Here is a 21012-nt window from a genome sequence, read left to right as displayed (position 1 = left end):
TTGTTTTATAGTGAGGGTAATTCATTTGGCTTATAAGAAATTAGGAGGCGCAACTCATGATATTTGACATGGCAAGATTTAAACGGCCTGAGGCTGAAGACCGTATCCATCCTTTTTGGTTTTGGAATGGGGAAATGGATGACGAGCAAATACAAATTCAAATTAATGAAATGGCTGATAAAGGATTGGGTGGGGTATTTATTTGTGCAAGACAAGGTTTGAAAATCCCTTATTTATCCGATGCCTGGTTTCAAAAGGTTCGGGTTGCAGTTGTTGCTTGCCAGCAGCGCGGATTAAATGTTTGGCTATATGATGAATATCCGTATCCGAGCGGGATTGCCGGTGGGGAAGTAACTCTGGAGCATCCGGAGGCCAAGCATTATACGTTAGTACATACCGCACGCCAAGCAGGGGGCGGTGAGCACTTATCGGTTGAGCTGCCATGGGCACGAATTCTTTATGCCAAAGCGGTTCCTGTTGCTGCCGATGGAACAAGGCTCTGGAGCGAAGCGATACCAATCCGTGATTACATTGGGAACTACCAAGCGGATCCCGTGTTCCAGAAAACAGGATTGACTGCCTATAACCAAAAGCGGTTTTTCACCTACCGCACGATTCAAAAGCTGGAGTGGACGGCTCCTGCTGGGCAATGGGAGGTACTGGTTGTACAGGAGCAAGAGATCGACGATTTCAAATATTATGGCACATTCGTTGACCCGTGCAACAGGGAAGCGATGGCTACCTTCATCCACCTGACCCATGATAAATATGCGAAGCATTTGGGCGAATTTTTTGGTACAACGATCAAAGGGATGTTTACCGACGAAATCGGGCTATTGGGGAGTATTCCTTGGTCGCCACAGCTTGCGGAGTTTTTCAAGGAGCGCAACGGCTATGACCTGTTGGAGCATTTGCATGCTCTAATTGATCCACAAGCAGAGGGTGCGGTGCGAATCCGTTACGATTATTACCAAGCTGTGCATTTGCTGCTTCGGGAGTCGTACCACAAGCAGGTTCACGATTGGTGCGAAGCGCATGGGCTTGAATATGTGGCAGAGGTTCCATCGGTCAGGCACACGACCCAATTGTTCAGCCATGTTCCAGCAGGCGATACGGCGCACGAGAAGCTGGGCAAATCGCTGGAATGGATTCTTAACCATCGGGCCTATGAATTCCGCAGCAGTGCCAAAATGGTTAGCTCTTTGGGGCGCCAGCTAGGCCGGGAGCGCAACCTGATCGAATGCTTTCATAGCGTAGGCTGGTCCATGACCATGCAGGATGCTCGCTGGATGATTGATCGGATGGCTGCGCAAGGTACGAACTTTTTTAACTTTCATGCTTTCTTCTATACAGTGGATGGGATGACGCAGCATGATGCACCTCCCTCACAGTTTTTGCAAAATCCATACTGGAAGCATTTTTTGAAGCTAGGGGATTATACGGGGCGGATCAGCTATGTAATGAGCAGCGGGGAAGCGGTAATTTCGACGGCTGTACTGGAGCCGACGACATCGTTGTGGACGCGGATGGGCAATCCTTTTCACGGATTTTCCCATGGAGGTTCGGAATCCGCTGAGAAAGCACAGCTGGAGAGCTTGCGACATTGGTGGATACGTATTTTTTACCAGCTTAACATTGTTGGCAGAGACTATGACCATCTCGATCCTGAGCTACTGGCTGAGGCGGAGATCAGTGGTGGTACGATCAAGCTGGGTAAAGCCCGTTACACCACTTTAATTATGCCACCGATGACGAATCTGGAAGGCGGGGCTTGGGCAAAGATCCAGATATTCCTCGAACAAGGCGGAACCGTCATCAGCATGGGCCAGCTCCCTTATGAAACGATTGAATCCGCTGGAGTCGGAGTTGAAGGAACACAGGTTGCCAAAGTCTTCGGCTTGGCTGAAGGTGTGAAGGCTGGCTTCTGGGAAACGAAGAATGCTCTGAGTACAAGGGACAAAGCTTCCGGTCTGCAGTGGCAAAAAGGCGAACAAAACGCCTACCACTTGCCGTTCTCGGCTGCCGCTGAGGAGCTTGAGGTGATGGAGCCTTTAACCGCGTTATTGAATGAACTCGATCCGTTGTTTGTCCGGCTTCAACCCGCTTGTGGTGAATGGGGGATCCTCCTGCAAACACGGCTAATTGCCAACGATAAGGCTTTAGTGTTCATCAGCAACCAGGAGGAAGCTCTGCGAGAAGTAGAACTGCAGGTTGAAGCTGGGCTATGGAGCAGCGCGATTGAAAGCGGGAAGCTGGGCGAGGACGGGAGCGTGGGCAGAGACAGCCTGTCTGAGCAAGCTGGAGCCTATAGCCTCACCTTCCGTGAGCTATTGCTGAACAACGGCGAAGTGATTGAGCTTGAGGGGGAATATGCGGCTGTAGGCACAGCATGGGGCATGCCGCTGCAGCTGGCACCTTACGCCTCGCGTCTGTTCGAGGTTACCCGTATTGCTGTTCCTGCGGACACCGCGGCGGTCTCGTCCTCGGTCGAGCAAGAGCAAGAGTCGGCTTCCGTGCGGAATAAGCCTTGGAAATGGCAGCTGGATCCGGCGGGCGTATGGGATATGAAGGCGGAGCAACATAATGTGCTGCGTTTTGATACCTTCCAAATGAACATCGGCAGCGCGGCAGCTTCATTTGAAAGCTTGTCCCCTGAAGGCTTGGTAGAAGGCTCAGCGAACGTTCCGTCTCCGATGGTAGGCGTAAAGACGTTTATCGACCAATGTGCAGATTTGGCTAAATCCGCGGCATTGCCGGTGATGATGCATCAAACATTCGGTACCCCAATGGAAGTTACATTAGCTTATCCAATGAAAGCCCGTTACCGTGCTGAGTTCATTGTAGAAACGTTACCAGGGCATGTGCAAATGCTGATGGATCAAAGCGCCATCGCGGGTGCAGCTGTGATTTGGATCAATGGCCATAAGGTAGCCATCGACGCGTTCCAACCTGTGTTTGTATATGACCATATGAATAGATCGCAAACGATTACCGATTATTTGCAAATAGGCGTTAACCATCTCGTTGTAGATGTTGAAATCGAGCATGATTGGGACGGGATCGTGGATGCTTTATATTTCACCGGACCGTTCGAGGTTCGTTTCGATGATAAGGAGCGGGCTGTACTTGCGAGTGTGCCAAGCTCAACCGCTGCCGACCGTCGAGCTTCCGTCCAGCAGCCGTTACAGGCAGGTCCGATGGAAGGGTACCCTTATTACGCAGGGGTGTTCTCCTTCAAGCGCTCCTTCGAGCTGTCGGAAATCCCACAGTCTTCAAGCTTTGAGCTATCCTTTCAAGGCTTTGACCAGCATTTTCACGACTGTGCGGAAGTGTTCCTTAATGGGACGACACTGGGCGTTCAAGCCTGGTCACCTTATCGCTGGACGGGGCTTACGTCGTTACTGCGTGAAGGCAACAACCAGCTGGAAATCAAGGTGACCAATACCTTAATTGGACTGCTTGAGGGTAAATATTTTGATTACGAGCAACATGCTGTCAAACCGATTCAGCATAGAAAGGGGTAAAGACATGGCTGCAACACACCAACAACAAACTGCCTCTGGTCCAAAACTCGTGCAAACCCAAGGAAGGCGGCAAACCCGCCTTCAACGCTTGGGGGCGGATCTTCGCCGCGACAGATATTTATATCTGTTGGCTTTGCCGGGTCTAGTCTTTTTCTTTATTTTTAAATATATACCCATGGGAGGTATAATTATTTCTTTTCAAAATTACTCGCCTTTCGCGGGAGTATTGGGAAGTGAATGGGTAGGCATGGAGCATTTCAACCGCTTCTTTTCCAATCCGGAATTTATGCTGCTTTTTCGCAATACGATGGCGATTAACGTCATGAATTTAGTGTTGTTTTTCCCGCTGCCTATCGTGCTTTCCTTGCTGCTTAATGAATTACGCAGTGTGCTTTATAAACGCATCGTGCAATCCATCGTGTATATGCCGCATTTTTTATCATGGGTTATTATAGCGGGCTTAACCTTCCTGTTGTTTGCCAAAGGAGGAGGCTTAGTCAACCAGGTTTTGGAGGCGGTTGGCTTAGCTCGGATCGATATATTGACGAATCCAGATACATTCTGGATCATGCTTACCCTGCAATCGATCTGGAAGGAATGTGGCTGGGGAACCATTCTGTTCCTGGCAGCTATGGCTGGAATCGACCCTCAGGTATACGAGGCTGCCAAAATAGATGGGGCAAACCGACTTCGCCAAATGTGGCATATTACGCTCCCAGGTATTCGTAATGTTATCATTATTTTGCTTATTCTGCGCTTGGGCCATATGATGGATGTAGGCTTTGAGCAGGTGTTCTTGATGTACAATGGTGCGGTTTCCGAGGTGGCCGAGGTGTTCGATACGTATGTGTATCGAGTGGGCATCCAGCAAGCGCAGTTCAGCTATAGCACGGCTGCTGGATTATTCAAATCCGTCGTCGGCCTGGTCATGGTCGTTATGGCCAACTGGCTCGCCAAAAGGATGGGCGAGGAAGGCGTGTATTAATGATAAATACGAAGGCAGTGTTCCGGGCGGAACGCGCACAGGAGGAACCCAGATGAAATCCAGCTTAGGTGACCGTATCTTTCACACGGCGAATATAGCGCTGCTGGCGCTTGTCGCTATCGTAACGTTTTTCCCGCTTTATTATGTATTTGTTGTTTCCTTCACAGATCCAGCCGAATATTTGCAAAAAAGCTTTATTTTATTCCCTGAGAAATGGTCGCTTGAATCGTACAAATATTTGCTTTCGACGAAGGCTTTTGCGAATTCGCTGGGTGTCAGTGGCTATTTGGCTGTAGTGGGTACAGCCTTAAGCCTTGTTGTAACGGCAGCTTTATCTTATACGCTATCACGTAAAAGGCTGCGTGGCAGACAGTTGATTCTGCTACTGATCCTGCTAACGATCCTATTCAGCCCAGGGATGATCCCCAACTATATGGTCGTTCGCCAATTTGGGCTGATCAATAGCCTATGGTCGCTAATTATTCCGGCACTGGCAAGCGGCTGGAATGTAATCCTGATGAAAGGCTTTTTCGATAGTATTCCGGCGGAGCTTGAAGAGTCGGCAGCTATTGATGGCTGTAACGATTTGACGATCTGGTTCAAAATTATTTTGCCTTTATCATTGCCCTCACTTGCGGCATTCGGATTATTTTACGCGGTGGGATATTGGAATCAATTTTTTAATGCGCTGATCTATATTAATGATGCTTCGAAATGGCCGGTTCAGGTGATGCTGCAGAATATGCTGCTAAACGCTAATAACACCGAGCTGCAAGCCGATGTTTTAACCGTAGCGCCACCAGCCGAAACCTTGAAAATGGCCGCTGTTGTTGTAGCAACCGTACCGATTCTGCTCGTATATCCGTTCCTTCAAAAGCATTTTGCCAAAGGGGCGATGGTCGGCTCGGTTAAAGGTTAAAGGTGAAAGGCTAATCCCAAAGCTAATCCTAAAGACAAGTACCAGTTCATGGGATTCGCGCCGTCTGGCAGGATAGCTGCTCTTCATTGTCGAAAATAACTGTAAGTCTACCTTTGCTATCACGATGGTGGGCTTTACAACGGTTGGAAGGTGAGCAGCATTGAATCGACATCTAAAGCACTGGATCGGGATGGCGCCCAAATATAAATACAATAGCCGGTTTTTTCGCAAAAGCTTGGTGATGATGCTACTGGTCGCAAGCATACCAGGGTTAATTATCGGAGTGAGCATCTATTGGCTCGCCTCGAACAATTTGGAGGAGGAGCTGCAAAGGCTGCACCAAAACCAGATCAAGCAACGGGCGGAAAATATTGATGACCAGCTGGCTTATTTGGAGCTGACCTTCTCGCATTGGGCATTTGATTCCAAATTCGACGAAAAGCTCAAAGGTATGGACATCGCTTATAACTTTGAGCAGATCCAGGATTTGTACCGGACTTTGCTTGTCATGGAAGGCACACATCCATTGCTGGAACGGGTAGACCTCTACTTGGATAAGCCAAAGGCAGTAGCTATCAATAAGGAGCAATACGCTTACATTACGGATCCACTAAAGCGGCAGCCTTATGAATCACTGCTTAGGCAAGAGCGCTCTGTATTTTGGACGAATGCTTATCCAACGCTTCAGGCCAAAGCAGCGGAAGCCCCGCCTAAGCTATCACTGGTCAACAAAATTCCCGGTGGTAGCTCGGAGCCGTTTGGGGCGATTGTGGCAACGATTAATCAAGAGAATCTGATCAAGATGCTCAAAACCTTAACCCCCTATAACGAGGGGGAAACGATCCTGCTGACCAAAGACGGCAACTGGAAGCTATCGAGCAATGAAGCTGGGGCTTTCTCCGAAATTGATACCGCCTTGCAGCAGGAATACAGTAAGCATAACGCAGGCTCCGAATCCTTTTTGTTTGAGTATAAGCAGATGACCTACTCGGTTTCTTATGGGCAATTTTCCAGGCTGGGCACAACATGGGTGTATATTTCTGCAGCCCCCTTAACCTCGATAACCGCACCTGTCTTATTGCTGTCCAAATGGATTTTATTTATTAGCTTGTCCGGTCTGTTGCTTTCGCTGCTGATGTCATGGTTCGTTTCCCACCGGATGTATTCCCCGATAGAGCGGCTCGTTCGGCTGCTCTCAGGCGATAAGGGAAATGGACAGGGTGATGAATTTGATCTCTTTGAGAAGCAATGGAACCACTTGTCCAAGGAAAGCGAATCGATGCGCTCTGAGCTCAAAGAGCAGATGCCCATACTGCGCGAGGGGTTTTTCCTGCAATTGGTGCAAGGGAATTTTTACGCTTTTCAGGAAAATGACTTGCGTGAACGGATGAAGCATCATGGCTGGAAGACGGATAATCAACAGTTTGTCGCCTTTATGTTTCAATTAACGGGCTTTTCCAATCTTCAGGGCCGGTTTACCTTAGGGGATGAGGATTTGGTCACGTTTACCGCAGCCAACATTATCGAGGAGCTGACGGCAACACAATATGAGCAGGCACAAATTATTAATTTTCATCATTTCTCCGTTGGTCTGCTATTGTCTTTCCCCTTGGATCATCCGATGCGGTTTGTCGATGAGGATATAAGCGAATATTGCCAGCAGGTCACGGAAACCATTAATCACATATTAAAAATGCAGGTAACTGTTTCGATCAGCAAGTGGACACATCAGGTAAAACAAATTCCACATTTGTTTGAGGAGGCGCGACAAGCCTTGGTGTATCGGGATCTTCTTGATGATAATCAAATTATTAAAACCGAGCTATTGGCCAAATCAAGCATATCGATGGAAAGCAGCTTTCCGTTTACGCTGGAGAAGGAAATTGTTCATGCGATTCGCAATGGCTTGGAGAATGAAGCGGTCGAGCTAATCGGTCAATTTATGAAGGAATTGTCGGAAAGCGGCTCCACCGAATTGGCGGTCCAGCAGGGCATGTTGCAGTTGCTCGGCAGTATCCGTTACGCAGTGCTGCAATCCGGGATGAATCCGGTGCATCTTTTCGGCGGCGTTAATCTGTTCGAGCAGCTGGCACAAATCAAGGAGCCTGAGGAAATGCTCAAATGGTTCCAGCATAAGCTCGTTGCCGTATTCGTGGAGGAGCTGATCAGCCGCCAGGATTTCCATATGAAGCAAATGGTCGAGAAGGTCATTGTCCATTTGCGCGAGAACTACATGACCATGCTCTCGCTTGACTCCAGCGCCGAGCTATTCGGCACCAGTCCCTATACACTTAGCAGAGCTTTTAAGCACATTGCGGGCATTAACTTTATCGATTATTTAACGGATATTCGGATAGATAATGCCAAAAGGCTACTTCGTGAAACTGAAATCAGAATCAATGAAGTGGCCGAAAAAGTCGGCTACCAGCACACTTACTTCAATCGCATTTTCAAAAAATATGAGGGCATTACACCGAGCCAGTTCCGTGAGCTGAACCGTTCCTAAGGTTAGCCTTGTGCAATGGCTGCAACAAAGTCTAAACCTTGTGAAAACAAGGTAAAGCTGGGCTACAAAAGAGTATGATTGTCGGCAAACGCAGAATCCATTAACGTGAGTGGTGAGTACATTCATTCAGAGTTAATAGGGAGGATCATCATGAAACAAAGAAGACAAACCAAAACAGTAGGATCCGTATTGGCAGCTATTCTAGCATTATCGGCAGTGCTGGCCGGCTGCGGCGGGGCGACAAGCACACAACCGCAAGCAACGACGGGCACGGGAACTGGGCAAACCGATGGCAAGGCAGAGGCACCGCTTGAAGTTAATATTATGACAATCTTGCTTACGCCATCACCTGCTGCAGATGATAACCCGATCAAGAAGGCGATTGAGAAAGCAACCAATTCCAAGATGAAGATCCAATGGGTATCTGGCAATAATTACGCGGATAAGCTCAATGTAACTTTGGCTTCCGGTGATATCCCCGAAATGATTCTAATTAATGATCCATTCACTTCCGTGTTCCGAAATTCGGTTACACAAGGCGCGTTCTGGGATGTGGCTCCTTTCATTAAGGATTACCCGAACCTAAGCAGCAAAATTTCCAAAACCGCTTGGGATTTGACGAAAATGCAGGACGGTAAAAATTACGGAATTCCACGCCCACGCCCTTCGGAGGCAGATAGCTTCTTTATTATTCGCAAGGATTGGCTGGATAATCTGGGCATGAAGGTACCTACGACAACCGATGAGCTTTATGAGGTTATGAAAGCGTTCGCGGAAAAGGATCCAGACAAAAACGGCAAGAATGATACTATACCGTTTGCATCTAATGTCGATCCTACGGCAATGGGTGCATTAGCGCATATCGAGAATAGCTTCACGGGTGTGAATGGCAAATGGAAACTGCTAGATGGCAAGATCGTCCATACCAGCTTCCTTCCTGAGACTCGTAAATCGCTGGAATATTTGACGAAGGCGTATAAAGAGAAATTGCTTCCTGAGGATTTTGCGGCGCTGAAGCTGACACAGGTCGGTGATTTGTTTAAGTCTGGCAAAGCAGGCATTGTAGCGGATAAAGCGGGTACGATGGTTGACTACTACGACAAGATGAAGGTCATTTCACCTGATTTTAAACAGGAAAACTTTTACCCGATTACAAGTATCAATAACTACAATCCGAAAGGTCCTGGCTTTTCAGGGATGATGGCTATTCCAAAATCAGTTCCGGAAGCGAAAATGAAACGAATTCTCAAAATGATGGACACCTGGATGAGCGACGAGGTATTCGCGATTCAGCAATACGGGTTTGAAGGGACCCATCATACGGTGAAAGACGGAGTTAAGGAAATCAATACCGAGAAGCTTGGTGCTGATAACGGACCCGATTTCAACCAAATCGCCTATATTGCCGATCCGTATGCAAGCTCGACAAAAGTATACTTCCCTAAGGAGATTAACGCACTTTATACGAAAATTCAGGATGAGCGAGCCAAGAATAGCGTAGCCGATATTAGTACCGGCCTCTTCTCGCCAACTGTGCAAAAGGCACTTCCTGAGTATGACAAAAAGGTTCAGGATTTGAAAACCAAAATTATTTTGGGTAGAGAGCCAATTACTGCATGGGATGAATTCGTAACGAAAATGAAAGCCGACCCGGATATCGTGAAGATGAGCACGGAGATGACGGAAGCTTATCAAAAGCGAAGCGGTAAATAATAGCAAATCACAACAAATCAAATACAACGGCAGACCACTTCTAAGGAAGTGGTCTGTTTTGTCGTTGCGGCACTTGATTGAATCGCTCAGGCTTGGTCAGTCAGCGGTGCTAGAGTTATGGCTGGATTAGACTGCTTATAGCTTGTTGTTCAGCAATATTGTAACATAGAGAAAAAGCAGGAGCAGGCACATAAGGGGAGTTGGAGCAATTGGTTTCAATCAGGTCAGCCTATAATAATTTGAAAATTAAGCATAAGGTATTTTCCTTAATCTCACTAATTATGGGGATGTGTTTTCTCATTACTTATTTATCCTTGCAATATGCCTATTCGATCTATGATGAACAGCTTTATAGCAAATCGTCACAGCTATTAAATTTATCTTCCAGCGGTATCGAAAACGAGATGAAGAAGCTGGATCGGCTATCCTATACAATTGCCACAGACTTGCAAATCCAGAATTTGCTGTTATCACTAAATGAATATACCAATGAATTTGAAAAATACAGGATCCGTTCCTATATTACGGACAGGCTTGTCCAATACGGAGGCAATGAAAAATATATATATTCCTTGGAGGTTCTGGATCTGCTAAGCGGCGAAGCGTTGGCGGGGCAATCCTCAAAGGCTTCCTCAGCGAAAAAAAGAATGGTGATGGAGGAATCGGCTAAGGGCTTGGGGGCAACCCGCTGGATCGTTCCCGATCAGGAAGAGCCTTATTTAATCGCAGCAAGGGAAATCCGTTCCTACCAAAACTTTGAGCTGGACCGCATCGGAACATTGACGATACGGGTATATTTCGATAAAATAGCGGATACCGTTCTCGCTGGAACTGAATTAAAGAATGGTGATTTACAGATTATGTCCGGTGACCAGATTATTTATCCTTCATCCACAGACAAGACAGGGAAAGTCGCGAAAATAGGGGTAAATGAAACTCAGCGCAAAGGGTATGCGATCAAGCCGTTTAATGGACAGCCCTATTTTGTAACCCATGTGCAATCGGAATATTTGGGCTGGACCTACCACAGCGTAATCCCGTTCGATAAAATTTTCACGAAAATTGTGCTGATGAAAAATATTTTATTTTTCGGATTTATTCTGGTGCTGCTTATCGTGATGGCATTAGCGATTAAATTCGCCAGAAACCTGACCAAGCCTATCGAAGAATTGATCGGCAGGATGAGGCAGGTGCAAAAGGGCGATTTCAGCCTTACAGGGATGGACAGTCCCGATTGGACATCGATGCAGATGGATGAGGTTGGCCATCTCAAGCGTACCTTTCGCATGATGATCCAGCAAATCAATGAGCTGATTACGGAAAATTACTCCAAGCAGATAACGATTAAAGAGACACAATTCAAAGCATTGCAAGCGCAAATTAACCCGCATTTTTTGTATAATACGCTGGAATCGATCAACTGGATGGCCAAATCAAATGGGCAGCCGCAAATCTCTAAGATGGTTGAATCACTTGGGTTTTTGCTGAGAAGCTCGATCAGCTTGAAGGAAACCTTGATTACGGTTGGCGAGGAGCTCGACATCGTAATGAATTATATTACGATCCAGAGGTTCCGCTTCGAGGGACGCCTCGTCTTTGAGCTGGAGGTTTCGGAGGACGCCAAAGCCTCCAAGCTGCCCAAGCTTACGCTGCAGCCATTAATCGAGAATTCGATCCATTATGCGCTGGAATCGATGCTGGAGCCCTGCCATATCCGCATCTGGATGAAGCGGGAGCAGCACAAGCTTATTCTAGTGGTGGAAGATAATGGACCCGGTATAGAGCCAAACCTGCTGGAGCAGGTAAGGAAGGGCGTTGCCCCAACAAGAGGCAGCGGGATCGGCCTGAGCAATATTGAGGAGCGGATTGTGATAGCGTTTGGCGAAGGCTACGGTATCTTTGTAGAAAGCGAGTCAGGACAGGGAACGAGTGTTTCTGTTATCATACCAGGGTGAATGGAGGGATTGGCATGTATAAGGTCTTATTAGTGGATGACGAACGGATTATTTTGGATGGGATCTCCAAGGTGGTGGATTGGGCTGCTGCCGGTACCGTATTGGCTGGAACTGCAAGAAATGGCATTGAAGCTTTTGAATTTGTTGAGCAGAGCCCCCCCGACATTATTATTAGCGATATCAAGATGCCCGGAATGGATGGCTTACAGCTTGCAGCCAAAGTGTTTGAAAGCTATCCCCATATTAAGCTGATCCTGCTCTCAGGCTTCAGCGAATTTGAATATGCCCGCTCTGCAATGAGCTATGGAGTTAAACATTATTTATTGAAGCCTTGTAATGAAAGTAAAATTATAGAAGCCTTGACGGAATTGGTGGACGAGCTAAACCGCGAGGAAAAGCAGGAGCAGTTTGTGCTTAATATGCGCCATGGCCTGGAAAAGGTGCTGCCCCATGTAAAGGAGCAGTTTCTGAAAGAATTTGTAACGAACAAAACGTATGGCAACCGCGACTGGGAATATTACCGTGAGCTGTTCGACCTGGACCTGCATGACCGGAAGGTACGGCTTATTTTATTCCAGCTTGAAGGGCATTTTGAATTCGAGCATATGTTTGCAGTAAAAAATATCGCCGAGGATTTATTGCAGAAAAATGTATTAAGCTCAACAGTGGGCGAGCAGGTATTAATCGTGGTGGAGGATCCCGAGTCAGTGAGCGAGTTATATGCATGTATCCATCAAATCCGCGAAACCTTTTTGCGTTATTATAAAATAGACTTGACGATTGCCCTGAGTGAAGCAGATGAAATTACACGGGCGCGGTCTTTGTATAAACAGACGCTGGAGTGCCTAAACCATCGGTTTTATTTGGGTGAGGGCAGCTTAATTACAAAGCGTGATATTGTAAATACGGAGCAATTCGAGCTAAGCGAGCTCACGTTTGACGAGGATAAACTGATGCTGCATATTAAAGCAGGGCATTGGGAGGAAGCGAGCGAGGAGATTGATTTATTTTTCCAGAAGCTGGCCGGCTTGCGCTCCAATATTTCGATGGATAAGTCGTATGTGATCCAGCTGTTTATGGCGATTATTCGGCTTGGCGATGCAGAAGCGATTAACCATTACAAGGAGAACCTAGTAAAGCTGATGGATCTCGAGACCTTGCAATCGATCCAGCCTTTTTTTAAGAATGTGGCTGAGCGCATCACATTGGGTCATTATGAGCATAATAAAAACAAGCATTGTGCGATTATCGATAAAGTATTGGATATTATTAATAGACATATCGGCAATACCGAGCTATCCTTGAATTGGGTAGCACACCAAATGTTATATATGAATTCCGATTATTTGGGCAAGTTGTTTAAGAAAAGAACGGGCGAGAAATTCTCGAATTATGTCATGAAGGCGCGAATTGCCAAAGCGACAGAAATGATTGACCAAAAGGCGGATATTAAAATATTCGAGCTGGCAGAGCTGCTGGGCTTTGGCGATAATCCGCAATACTTCAGCCAGGTGTTTAAAAAATATGCCGGCTGTACGCCGTCTGAATATATAAAAACGACATCCTAGAACAGTAAATGTCTGTTTTTTTAACAAGGAGAACGGTTTTTTGAATTCATATTCTCTCGCTAAAGAGTGATAATAGATCTTGTAGAACTCGAAATCAGGGGAGGATAAAGATATGAAGAAAGCGTTAACAATTATGTTATCCGCATCAGTGCTTTTAACGGCTTGTGGAGGAGCTACTACACCTGCAGCAAGTGGAGGTGCAACACCAGAGGCCACGATGGCACCGAAGCCAGCGACAAGCAATGATCCTGTGAAATTACGTTTCTCTTGGTGGGGCGGCCAAGCTCGGCACGATTATACATTAAAAATTATTGAATTGTACCAACAAAAAAATCCGAATGTAAAAATCGAAGCGGAATACGCAGCATTCGACGATTATTGGAAAAAGCTGGCTCCGCAAGCAGCAGCTAACGATTTGCCTGATATTATTCAAATGGATGATGCCTATATTAGCCAATTTGGTGGGCGCGGCCAGCTAGAGGATTTACGCCCCCATATGGAAAAAGGTACGATTGATAAAACCAATATTTCGCCAGGCTTTCTAAAAATCGGCGAATTTGATGGGAAGCAATACCAGCTTGCATTAGGCGTTAATGCACTGGGACCGACATTTGATGCCGATTTCCTGAAAAAGATTGGTGCTCCCATACCAGCGAAAGACTGGACTTGGGATGATATGGAAGCTTTAGCCAAGAAGTTTAAAGAGAACGGGAAATTGCTAGGAGACCGGATTGATTTCAAAGTATTTTTCCCTTACTACCTGCGCAGTGTAGATGCCAAAATGTACAGTGCTGACGGCGCAAGCCTTGGCTTTGCCGATGACAAGCCGTTTATTGACTACTTTAAACGTTACCAAAGATGGTATGATGCCGGTTATGTGTTGCCATTGGATAAAATGGCACAAAAGAAATTGACTCCAGAAGATGATGAGATGGTTCTGGGGAATGCTGGAGCTTCCTTGGTATGGTCCAATCAATATATTGCTTGGACGTCGGCGGCTAAGCGCGCTACGGAAATTATCCCTCCTCCAGGCAACGTGGGCAAGAAAGCATTGTTCCTGAAATCAAGCCAAGGCCTTTCAGTAACGAAGAATTCCAAAAATAAAGAAGAGGCTTTGAAATTCGTTAATTTCTTCATCAATGATTTAGAGGCACACAAGATTATGAAGGGTGAGCGTGGTGTCCCGATTAATTCGAAGGTTCAAGAAGGCTTAAAGCCGTTGCTGAATCCTGAAGAAACTAAGGTATTTGAATATGTGGCATGGGCAGAAGCGAACAGCAGCCCGAATGACCCTCCTTACCCAGTAGGCTCTGTCGAAGTTATGAAAGTGCTGTCGGATCTAGGCGAGCAAATCCTTTATAAGAAAATTTCCGTTGAGGATGCTGCAGTTAAATTCCGTAAAGAAGCTAATGTAATTTTGGCCAAAAACAAAAAGTAGTAAGCAACGAAGACCACAGTAAGAGCAGCTTTTATGGCTCGAATTGTGGTCTTTTTTTTTCTGGCAGCAGGCAGTTCATCCCCTTATAGAGTCTGTATTTTAAACAAAGTGGACGGTTTTTTACCTTCCGCTGTCCCTTACCGTTTTATATAATATGAACAGAAGATAAGACTTGTAAACGCATACTATAGCATAGGGGTTGAAGTCCATGACAAAGCTGTGGGAAAGAGACAATATAGTTGGATACGTATTTGCGGCTCCATTCATTCTCGGTTTCCTCATATTTACCTTATTCCCGATTATATCCTCCTTGTATTATTCTTTCACTGAATATAACCTGATGGAATCCCCGACATGGATCGGGCTTGGTAATTATGAGAAGATGTGGGAAGATGAAAAAATATGGAAATCATTGGAAGTCACTTTTACTTATGTATTTGCTAGTGTTCCTTTGCGCCTTGGCTTCGCCCTAATTGTAGCTATGCTGCTTAACCGGGCAATTAGCGGCATCGGTGCTTACCGCTCCGCATATTACTTGCCTTCCTTAATCGGCGGCAGTGTTGCGGTTTCGATCATGTGGATCCAAATTTTTGGTGACAAAGGGCTTGTCAATTCGATGCTCGGTCTGATAGGCATTCAATCCGACACCTCATGGATCGGAAGTCCGGGAACTGCATTATGGACGTTGATCGCTCTTTCGGTCTGGCAGTTCGGTTCCTCGATGCTGATCTTTCTTGCCGGTCTTAAGAACATTCCGGTTTCTTATTATGAAGCAGCTAGTGTGGATGGCGCGAACGGGTTGTACAAGTTTTTCAAAATTACGCTGCCGTTACTTAGCCCGATTGTCTTGTTTAACCTGATTATGCAAACGATTGGTGCGTTTATGACCTTTACCCCGGCTTACATCATTTCTAGAGGCGAGGGCGGTCCACTGGACAACACCTTATTATATTCACTTTATTTGTACCGCAGAGCATTCGTATTTTTCGAAATGGGCTATGCCTCTGCAATGGCATGGGTGATGTTGATCCTAATCGGGGCATTGGCGTTCGCGATATTCAAATCTTCCGTTTATTGGGTCCACTATGAGTCGAAGGGGGACAAGTAAGATGACTTCAAGCAGCAGACAATTTAAAGCGTTCCTTTATCACCTGATCGTAGGTGGCTTGGCCTTGATCATGCTTTACCCGATCATATGGCTGGCCGCTAGCTCCCTGAAGCCGAGCAGTGAAGTATTCTCAACCGCCTACAGCTTAATCCCCAGCAGCTTTGAATGGGTCAATTATACATCGGGCTGGAAAGGCTTTGCCGGCAATACCTTTACAACTTTTTTTAAAAACTCATTCATTATCGTAATTATATCTACAATCGGAGCCGTCGCTTCCTCTGCTTTAGTGGCTTACGCGTTGGCCAGAATCTCTTTTGTTGCCCGCTCCTTCTGGTTCGCATGTGTGATGTTCACCATGATGCTTCCTCATGACGTAACCGTCATTCCACAATATGTCATGTTCGCCAAGCTCGAATGGCTTGGATCATTTAAACCGATTATCGTACCCAGCTTTTTCGGGATGCCGTTCTTTATCTTTCTGATCATGCAATTTATCCGGACGATTCCGCCGGAAATGGATGAAGCAGCAAAAATGGATGGATGTAACAAATATACAATTTTCTTTCGTATCATTGTTCCGTTGATCGTGCCGGCGCTGATGACCTCCGCGATCTTCTCCTTCTATTGGAAATGGGATGATTTCATCAACCCGCTGCTGTACTTGAACAAACCGTCGTTATATCCGGTATCGCTTGCTTTGAAGCTATTCCTCGATGGCGATTCCCTTAACAACTGGGGTGGAATGTTCGCAATGTCAACGGTATCGCTGTTGCCAATTCTAATCGTATTCTTTATTTTCCAGAAGTTTATCGTCGAAGGAATTAGCACCAGTGGATTAAAAGGGTAAACTAGAAATAAGCTTGCAGGCTACTCAGCTTGCTAGCTTTTTTTCTTTTTTTGGGTAAATGAACTATTCAAAGGTCTTGAACGTATTATTATTGCTTCAACCAAAAGGAAGGGAAAGGGCTCGCGATGACGGATGAACGGGAACTGGTCATACTGGCTCAAAAGGGTGATAACCAAGCACTCTCGATACTATTTCAGCAAAATTACGGATTTCTCAAGAAATATTTAATCAAGACGACTTTAAATCTGCAAGCTGCCGAAGATCTTACGCAGGAAACCTTATTGAGGGGTATGGAAAAGCTGCATTTGTATAAGGAGAAGTCGAAATTCTCATCATGGCTTATTACGATTGCCAACCGAATTTATATCGACGGGCTTAGGAAACAAACGCGGGAGAGGCGCTGGCAGGAGCAGGAGCACATCACAGCAACCCGCCACCTGCAATGGCAATTAGCACAACAGGGTGGAGAGTGGGATGATGTGCTAAGCGCGCTGCATGAGCTTTCGTATGAAGCGCGCGCGGCTATTATTCTAAAGCATTACTATGGCTATTCCCAAGAGGAAATTGCCGATATGCTGGGCGTTCCAACCGGCACGATTAAATCACGAATTCATAATGGGCTGAACCATTTACGAAAGGAGCTTGGTGAACATGGTGAAGCATAACGATAGCGACCATGAGCAGCTGAAAGTTCATAGGAATCATTTGTCAGATGTGCCCGCGGAGCTTAGTCAAGACGATCAGCGAACCGTCTCAGTGCTGCACAACGCGCTCGACAGCCTCGATAGCCACATTCCTATAATGACACCAAGCAGCGAATGGTTTCAGCAGCAGATCCTACTGAGGCAAGCCCAGAGAAGTAAACGGCTGCTGCGGGAGCTATTCATGTTTGTGTTCGTCGCAATTGGATTATTGTCAGCATTTATTTCTGCAGCTTTGCAGGAGCCTTCCCTGTTTTTGCTGGTACAGCTAGCATCGCTCATTATCGCTCCAATCGTAATCGTGCTGCTACCGAGAAAGCAGGTGGGAGCATGAGGATGGAGCCTGCCGATGTGCCCCTGTGGTTATGGTTCCTGCTGGCTGCTGTACTGCTAGCGCAAAGTATTTGGCTGTTTAGCGATGCAAGAAAGCGTGGGCTGTACCCGTGGTTTTGGGGGATTTGGGGGCTGTTCCAGTTTCCTGTTCCTACGTTGATATATTTATTGTTTGCCCGCAAAATTTTTAGGAACAAATAATGGAAAAGGATGGGATCCATATGGCAAGATCAATTGAATTTATGGATAATCAAATGGTGCTGCAGCTATCAGGCCTGACAAGTCTTGGTGCATTGAGGCGAAATGTAGAAATACCTTATGAAAAAATAGCCAATATATCAATAGAGGATTTCAAAATGCCTTTATTTCATATTAGAGTAGGTACTTCGATAGCTGATATTAAAGAAGGGCGTTTTTTAATAAGGAATCGCTGGTGTTTTATTTCCTATGAAAATCACAAGGATGTAGTCGTGCTGGAGCTAATAGACCATGAATTTGCCAAGGTTGTTTTTCAGATCGCTAATCCATCAGAAACACGGCTGCTTATTGAGGAGCATAAACGCTGCTCTGTGCGTTGACACTGCTCTTGTGCTCAGGCTATGCTAGTTATTAGGAAATGGAGACCCTAATCAGTAGGTTAGGGAGCTAGCATAAATAAGGATGGTGTTACACGTATGGGACAAATGGCCAGGTTTGGCATCATTGGCGGCGGCTTTCGGACGCAGGCTTTTCTGAGGATTGCCCAAGAGCTGCCGGGGCAATTTCAAATATCCGGTTTGGTTGTCAGAGATGAAGCGAAGGGACAAGCGATTGAGCAGCAATGGAAGGTGAGGACCTACCGCACCTTGGAGGCGCTGCTGGAGAAGGAGCAGCAGGACTTTATGGTCGTATCGGTGGCGCGGACTGTTGCGCCCGATTTCTTGTTCGAGCTTGCAGAGCGGGGGATTCCTGCTTTGACGGAAACCCCGCCTGCCTCGGATTTGGAAGGCTTGCTGAAGCTGCATGAGCTCACCCTGCGTGGTGCCCGCATCCAAATAGCGGAGCAATACCACCATCAGCCGCTGCATGCGGCAAGGCTGGCCTTCATCCAATCGGGAAGGCTTGGCACGATTTCGGATGCTTATGTATCCACCGCGCATGATTACCATGGAATCAACCTCATGCGTAGATTGCTTGGCATCGGCTATGGCTCTGTGCGTGTGCGGGCGATGAGCTTTGAATCTCCCTTAATCGGCGGGCCCACACGAAGTGGGCCGCCTACCGAGGAGACGGTTATAACTGCGCAGCGCAGCATGGCCTGGCTGGAGTTCGAGGAAGGGAAGCTTGGCGTATATGATTTTTCTAATGAGCAGTACAGGTCATGGGTACGTTCGAGCACGGTAACGGTCAGGGGAGATCGTGGAGAGATCGTTGACCAGCGTGTGAACGTGCTAGCGGATTATGCCACTCCGCAGCATCTCGATTTTAAAAGGATCAACAAAGGGGAAAACAACAATCTGGAAGGTTACTTCCTTCAGGGGATTATGGTCGGGGACCAATGGTTATACCACAATCCATTTCTAGGTGCCCGCTTGAATGATGATGAAATCGCGATTGCCGTTTGCTTGAGCAAAATGGGTGAATATGCAGCAGGCGCAGCCAGCTCCTATGGGCTGCCGGAAGCCTCGCAGGATCATTACCTTGGTCTTATGATCAAGCAGGCAATTACAACTGGGGAGACTGTGACAACAGAACGGCAGCCTTGGGCTTAAAAGGACCCCATACCCAATTCCTTCGGGAGCGTACAAACGTATGGGTTTGTATAACAAGAACCGTCCGATGACCATCGAACGGTTCTTTATGTTGCTCCTTTTAAGAGGTAAATTGTTTATATATGGAATGCGAGATTTGCTTGAGCTGGGCGATTTCCTGATCCACTTGTTTGGAAGCCTCCAACTGCGTTTCACTAATAGTAAATAATTGTTCGACAGAAGGTACGCTTTGTTGAATGATAGATAATATATGGTTGACTTCTAATGAAATACCTTCAGATCCGGTCTCGATCTCGATAATGGAAGCATTGAATTGATTCATCGATTGAATCATTTGTTTAATAGCATTATCGACAGAATCAAATCCGGAAATCGTCTCATTGGCTCTCGCTAAAGAAAGGGCAGAGGCTTGCTTGCCTAGCTCAATTTGTGCGAATGATGATGCGCTCTCCTCACGAATCGTGGTCAGAATGTTACTGATTGCTTCAGTAGCTATGTTGCTCTGGTCAGCTAGCTTGCGAATTTCACTGGCTACAATCGAAAACCCCTTGCCTTGCTCACCAGCGCGTGCAGCTTCGATCCCGGCATTTAATGATAAAATATTAGTTTGGCTTGTAATCGCCTTGATCGAGGCAAGAATCATTTCTACTTGGTTAGTAGCAGTATTTAAGCTTGTGATCGTCCTCATGGCGGTTTCAATGGTGGATGAGACCAGCACAATTTGTTCGAACAATGAGCGGATATGCGCCACGCTTTTCATTAAGATGTGTTCGGTATCCGAAGCGCGTTCCGTTATTTCTGTAGAAGAACGGGAAGTTTGTTGAATTTTTTTGTTGATGGCTTGCAAATTGGTTTCGATACTATTAACAGATTGGCTTTGCACATCAAGACCTTTGGATACTTCTTGGAAGGAAAGCATCATTTCTTTATTAGTACGCATATTTTCTTCTGACTTTCCAGAGACGACCACTGAGGTTTTATCCAGCTCATGGGAAAGATTTTTGACGCTGCTAAGTACATCTAACAAGTCGGATTGTTGTTTACCTTTTTCTTCTTCTAATGCTTTTGTAATTTTAGCTTTAGAATGGATTTGCATCGATGTTACCAGAGAGGTAAGGATTAAGAAAATAGCATGGATTAGCACCATGGTCAATGAATAAAAGCTAGCTCCAAATACATATTCAGGAATAACCAAGTAACCGGCAGCATGTTGAATAGCGAACAATACGGTTGAAATCAAGATGAGGTTAATGTTCGCATAATAAGCCAAAATGGCGATAACCATAAAGATCGAAAAGTGAAACTCTACCGAGCCTCCGCTTCCTGCTATAATGGACATACTAGAAAAGGTTAATGATAACATCAGAAGATGTGGGATAAAAAGATGATCTTTTTTCTTCATAAATAGATAGACAGCGATTATGAGAAAAATAATAGGGATCACAAAAATCACATTCAGAGCTAAGGAGGAAACTTCTATACTGCTGTGCCCATCATTCATGGACATGTCCCTCATGCCGGGTATGAGCTGGTACTCCCTATGGATAAGATGAATGATGAGGCTTAAAATGTTAATTGCAAGCGAGATCCAAAGCATTAATTTGTTTTTGTGTTGAATCACTTGATGGCCTCCAATCAAAAAATATGTAATAGTATATACAATA

Annotated in this window: 16 protein-coding genes; 15 read left to right on the top strand and 1 reads right to left on the bottom strand. The window is 46.0% G+C overall.

Going from position 1 to position 21012, the window contains the following annotated elements:
• Positions 1–56 precede the first annotated feature (56 nt).
• From G9U52_RS09175 to G9U52_RS09105, 15 genes are all read left to right on the top strand, one after another.
• Entirely contained in the window at positions 57–3524 is a 3468-nt protein-coding gene (locus G9U52_RS09175; RefSeq protein ID WP_166148639.1) for a glycosyl hydrolase, read from the top strand.
• A 4-nt stretch (positions 3525–3528) separates the two neighbouring features.
• Complete coding sequence (locus G9U52_RS09170) at positions 3529–4509, top strand: ABC transporter permease (RefSeq protein ID WP_207952868.1); 981 nt, start codon at positions 3529–3531, stop codon at positions 4507–4509.
• A gap of 52 nt (positions 4510–4561) precedes the next feature.
• Entirely contained in the window at positions 4562–5428 is an 867-nt protein-coding gene (locus G9U52_RS09165; RefSeq protein ID WP_166148637.1) for a carbohydrate ABC transporter permease, read from the top strand.
• Between the two features lie 160 nt (positions 5429–5588).
• Complete coding sequence (locus G9U52_RS09160) at positions 5589–7934, top strand: AraC family transcriptional regulator (protein WP_166148635.1); 2346 nt, start codon at positions 5589–5591, stop codon at positions 7932–7934.
• A gap of 150 nt (positions 7935–8084) precedes the next feature.
• Positions 8085–9647 (top strand): extracellular solute-binding protein, encoded by a 1563-nt coding sequence (locus tag G9U52_RS09155; protein WP_166148633.1) that lies wholly within the window; start codon positions 8085–8087, stop codon positions 9645–9647.
• 209 nt (positions 9648–9856) lie between these two features.
• The gene (locus tag G9U52_RS09150; RefSeq protein WP_243767236.1) at positions 9857–11602 is read left to right on the top strand and encodes a cache domain-containing sensor histidine kinase; all 1746 of its coding nucleotides are present in this window, start codon (positions 9857–9859) and stop codon (positions 11600–11602) included.
• Positions 11603–11616: 14 nt separating this feature from the next.
• The gene (locus tag G9U52_RS09145; RefSeq protein WP_166148631.1) at positions 11617–13170 is read left to right on the top strand and encodes a response regulator transcription factor; all 1554 of its coding nucleotides are present in this window, start codon (positions 11617–11619) and stop codon (positions 13168–13170) included.
• 112 nt (positions 13171–13282) lie between these two features.
• A complete protein-coding gene (locus G9U52_RS09140) occupies positions 13283–14608 on the top strand; it encodes an ABC transporter substrate-binding protein (RefSeq protein ID WP_166148629.1) in 1326 nt (441 codons plus the stop codon).
• A 208-nt stretch (positions 14609–14816) separates the two neighbouring features.
• Positions 14817–15716, top strand: a complete 900-nt coding sequence (locus G9U52_RS09135; RefSeq protein WP_166148627.1) for a carbohydrate ABC transporter permease — start codon at positions 14817–14819, stop codon at positions 15714–15716.
• Position 15717: 1 nt separating this feature from the next.
• Positions 15718–16563: a carbohydrate ABC transporter permease gene (locus tag G9U52_RS09130; protein ID WP_166148625.1), complete on the top strand. Its 846-nt coding sequence runs from the start codon at positions 15718–15720 to the stop codon at positions 16561–16563.
• Positions 16564–16688: 125 nt separating this feature from the next.
• Positions 16689–17228, top strand: coding sequence for an RNA polymerase sigma factor SigY (gene sigY, locus G9U52_RS09125; RefSeq protein WP_166148623.1), 540 nt, complete (start codon positions 16689–16691; stop codon positions 17226–17228).
• Positions 17215–17598, top strand: coding sequence for a YxlC family protein (locus G9U52_RS09120; RefSeq protein ID WP_166148621.1), 384 nt, complete (start codon positions 17215–17217; stop codon positions 17596–17598). The genes sigY and G9U52_RS09120 overlap by 14 nt, the downstream gene beginning before the upstream one ends.
• Positions 17595–17798 (top strand): sigmaY antisigma factor component, encoded by a 204-nt coding sequence (locus G9U52_RS09115; RefSeq protein WP_375790241.1) that lies wholly within the window; start codon positions 17595–17597, stop codon positions 17796–17798. The genes G9U52_RS09120 and G9U52_RS09115 overlap by 4 nt, the downstream gene beginning before the upstream one ends.
• Positions 17799–17818: 20 nt before the next feature.
• Positions 17819–18175, top strand: a complete 357-nt coding sequence (locus G9U52_RS09110; protein WP_166148619.1) for a hypothetical protein — start codon at positions 17819–17821, stop codon at positions 18173–18175.
• Between the two features lie 96 nt (positions 18176–18271).
• Positions 18272–19348 (top strand): Gfo/Idh/MocA family protein, encoded by a 1077-nt coding sequence (locus G9U52_RS09105; RefSeq protein WP_166148617.1) that lies wholly within the window; start codon positions 18272–18274, stop codon positions 19346–19348.
• 100 nt (positions 19349–19448) lie between these two features.
• Here the strand turns inward: G9U52_RS09105 and G9U52_RS41345 are convergent, their stop codons facing one another.
• Positions 19449–20969, bottom strand: a complete 1521-nt coding sequence (locus G9U52_RS41345) for a methyl-accepting chemotaxis protein (protein ID WP_166148614.1) — start codon at positions 20967–20969, stop codon at positions 19449–19451.
• Between the last annotated feature and the right edge of the window lie 43 nt (positions 20970–21012).

The organism is Paenibacillus agricola (genome assembly GCF_011440305.1).
In the GTDB taxonomy this organism is placed as follows: Bacteria; Bacillota; Bacilli; order Paenibacillales; family NBRC-103111; genus Paenibacillus_S; species Paenibacillus_S agricola.
This window is presented reverse-complemented; position numbering and strand designations above follow the sequence as displayed.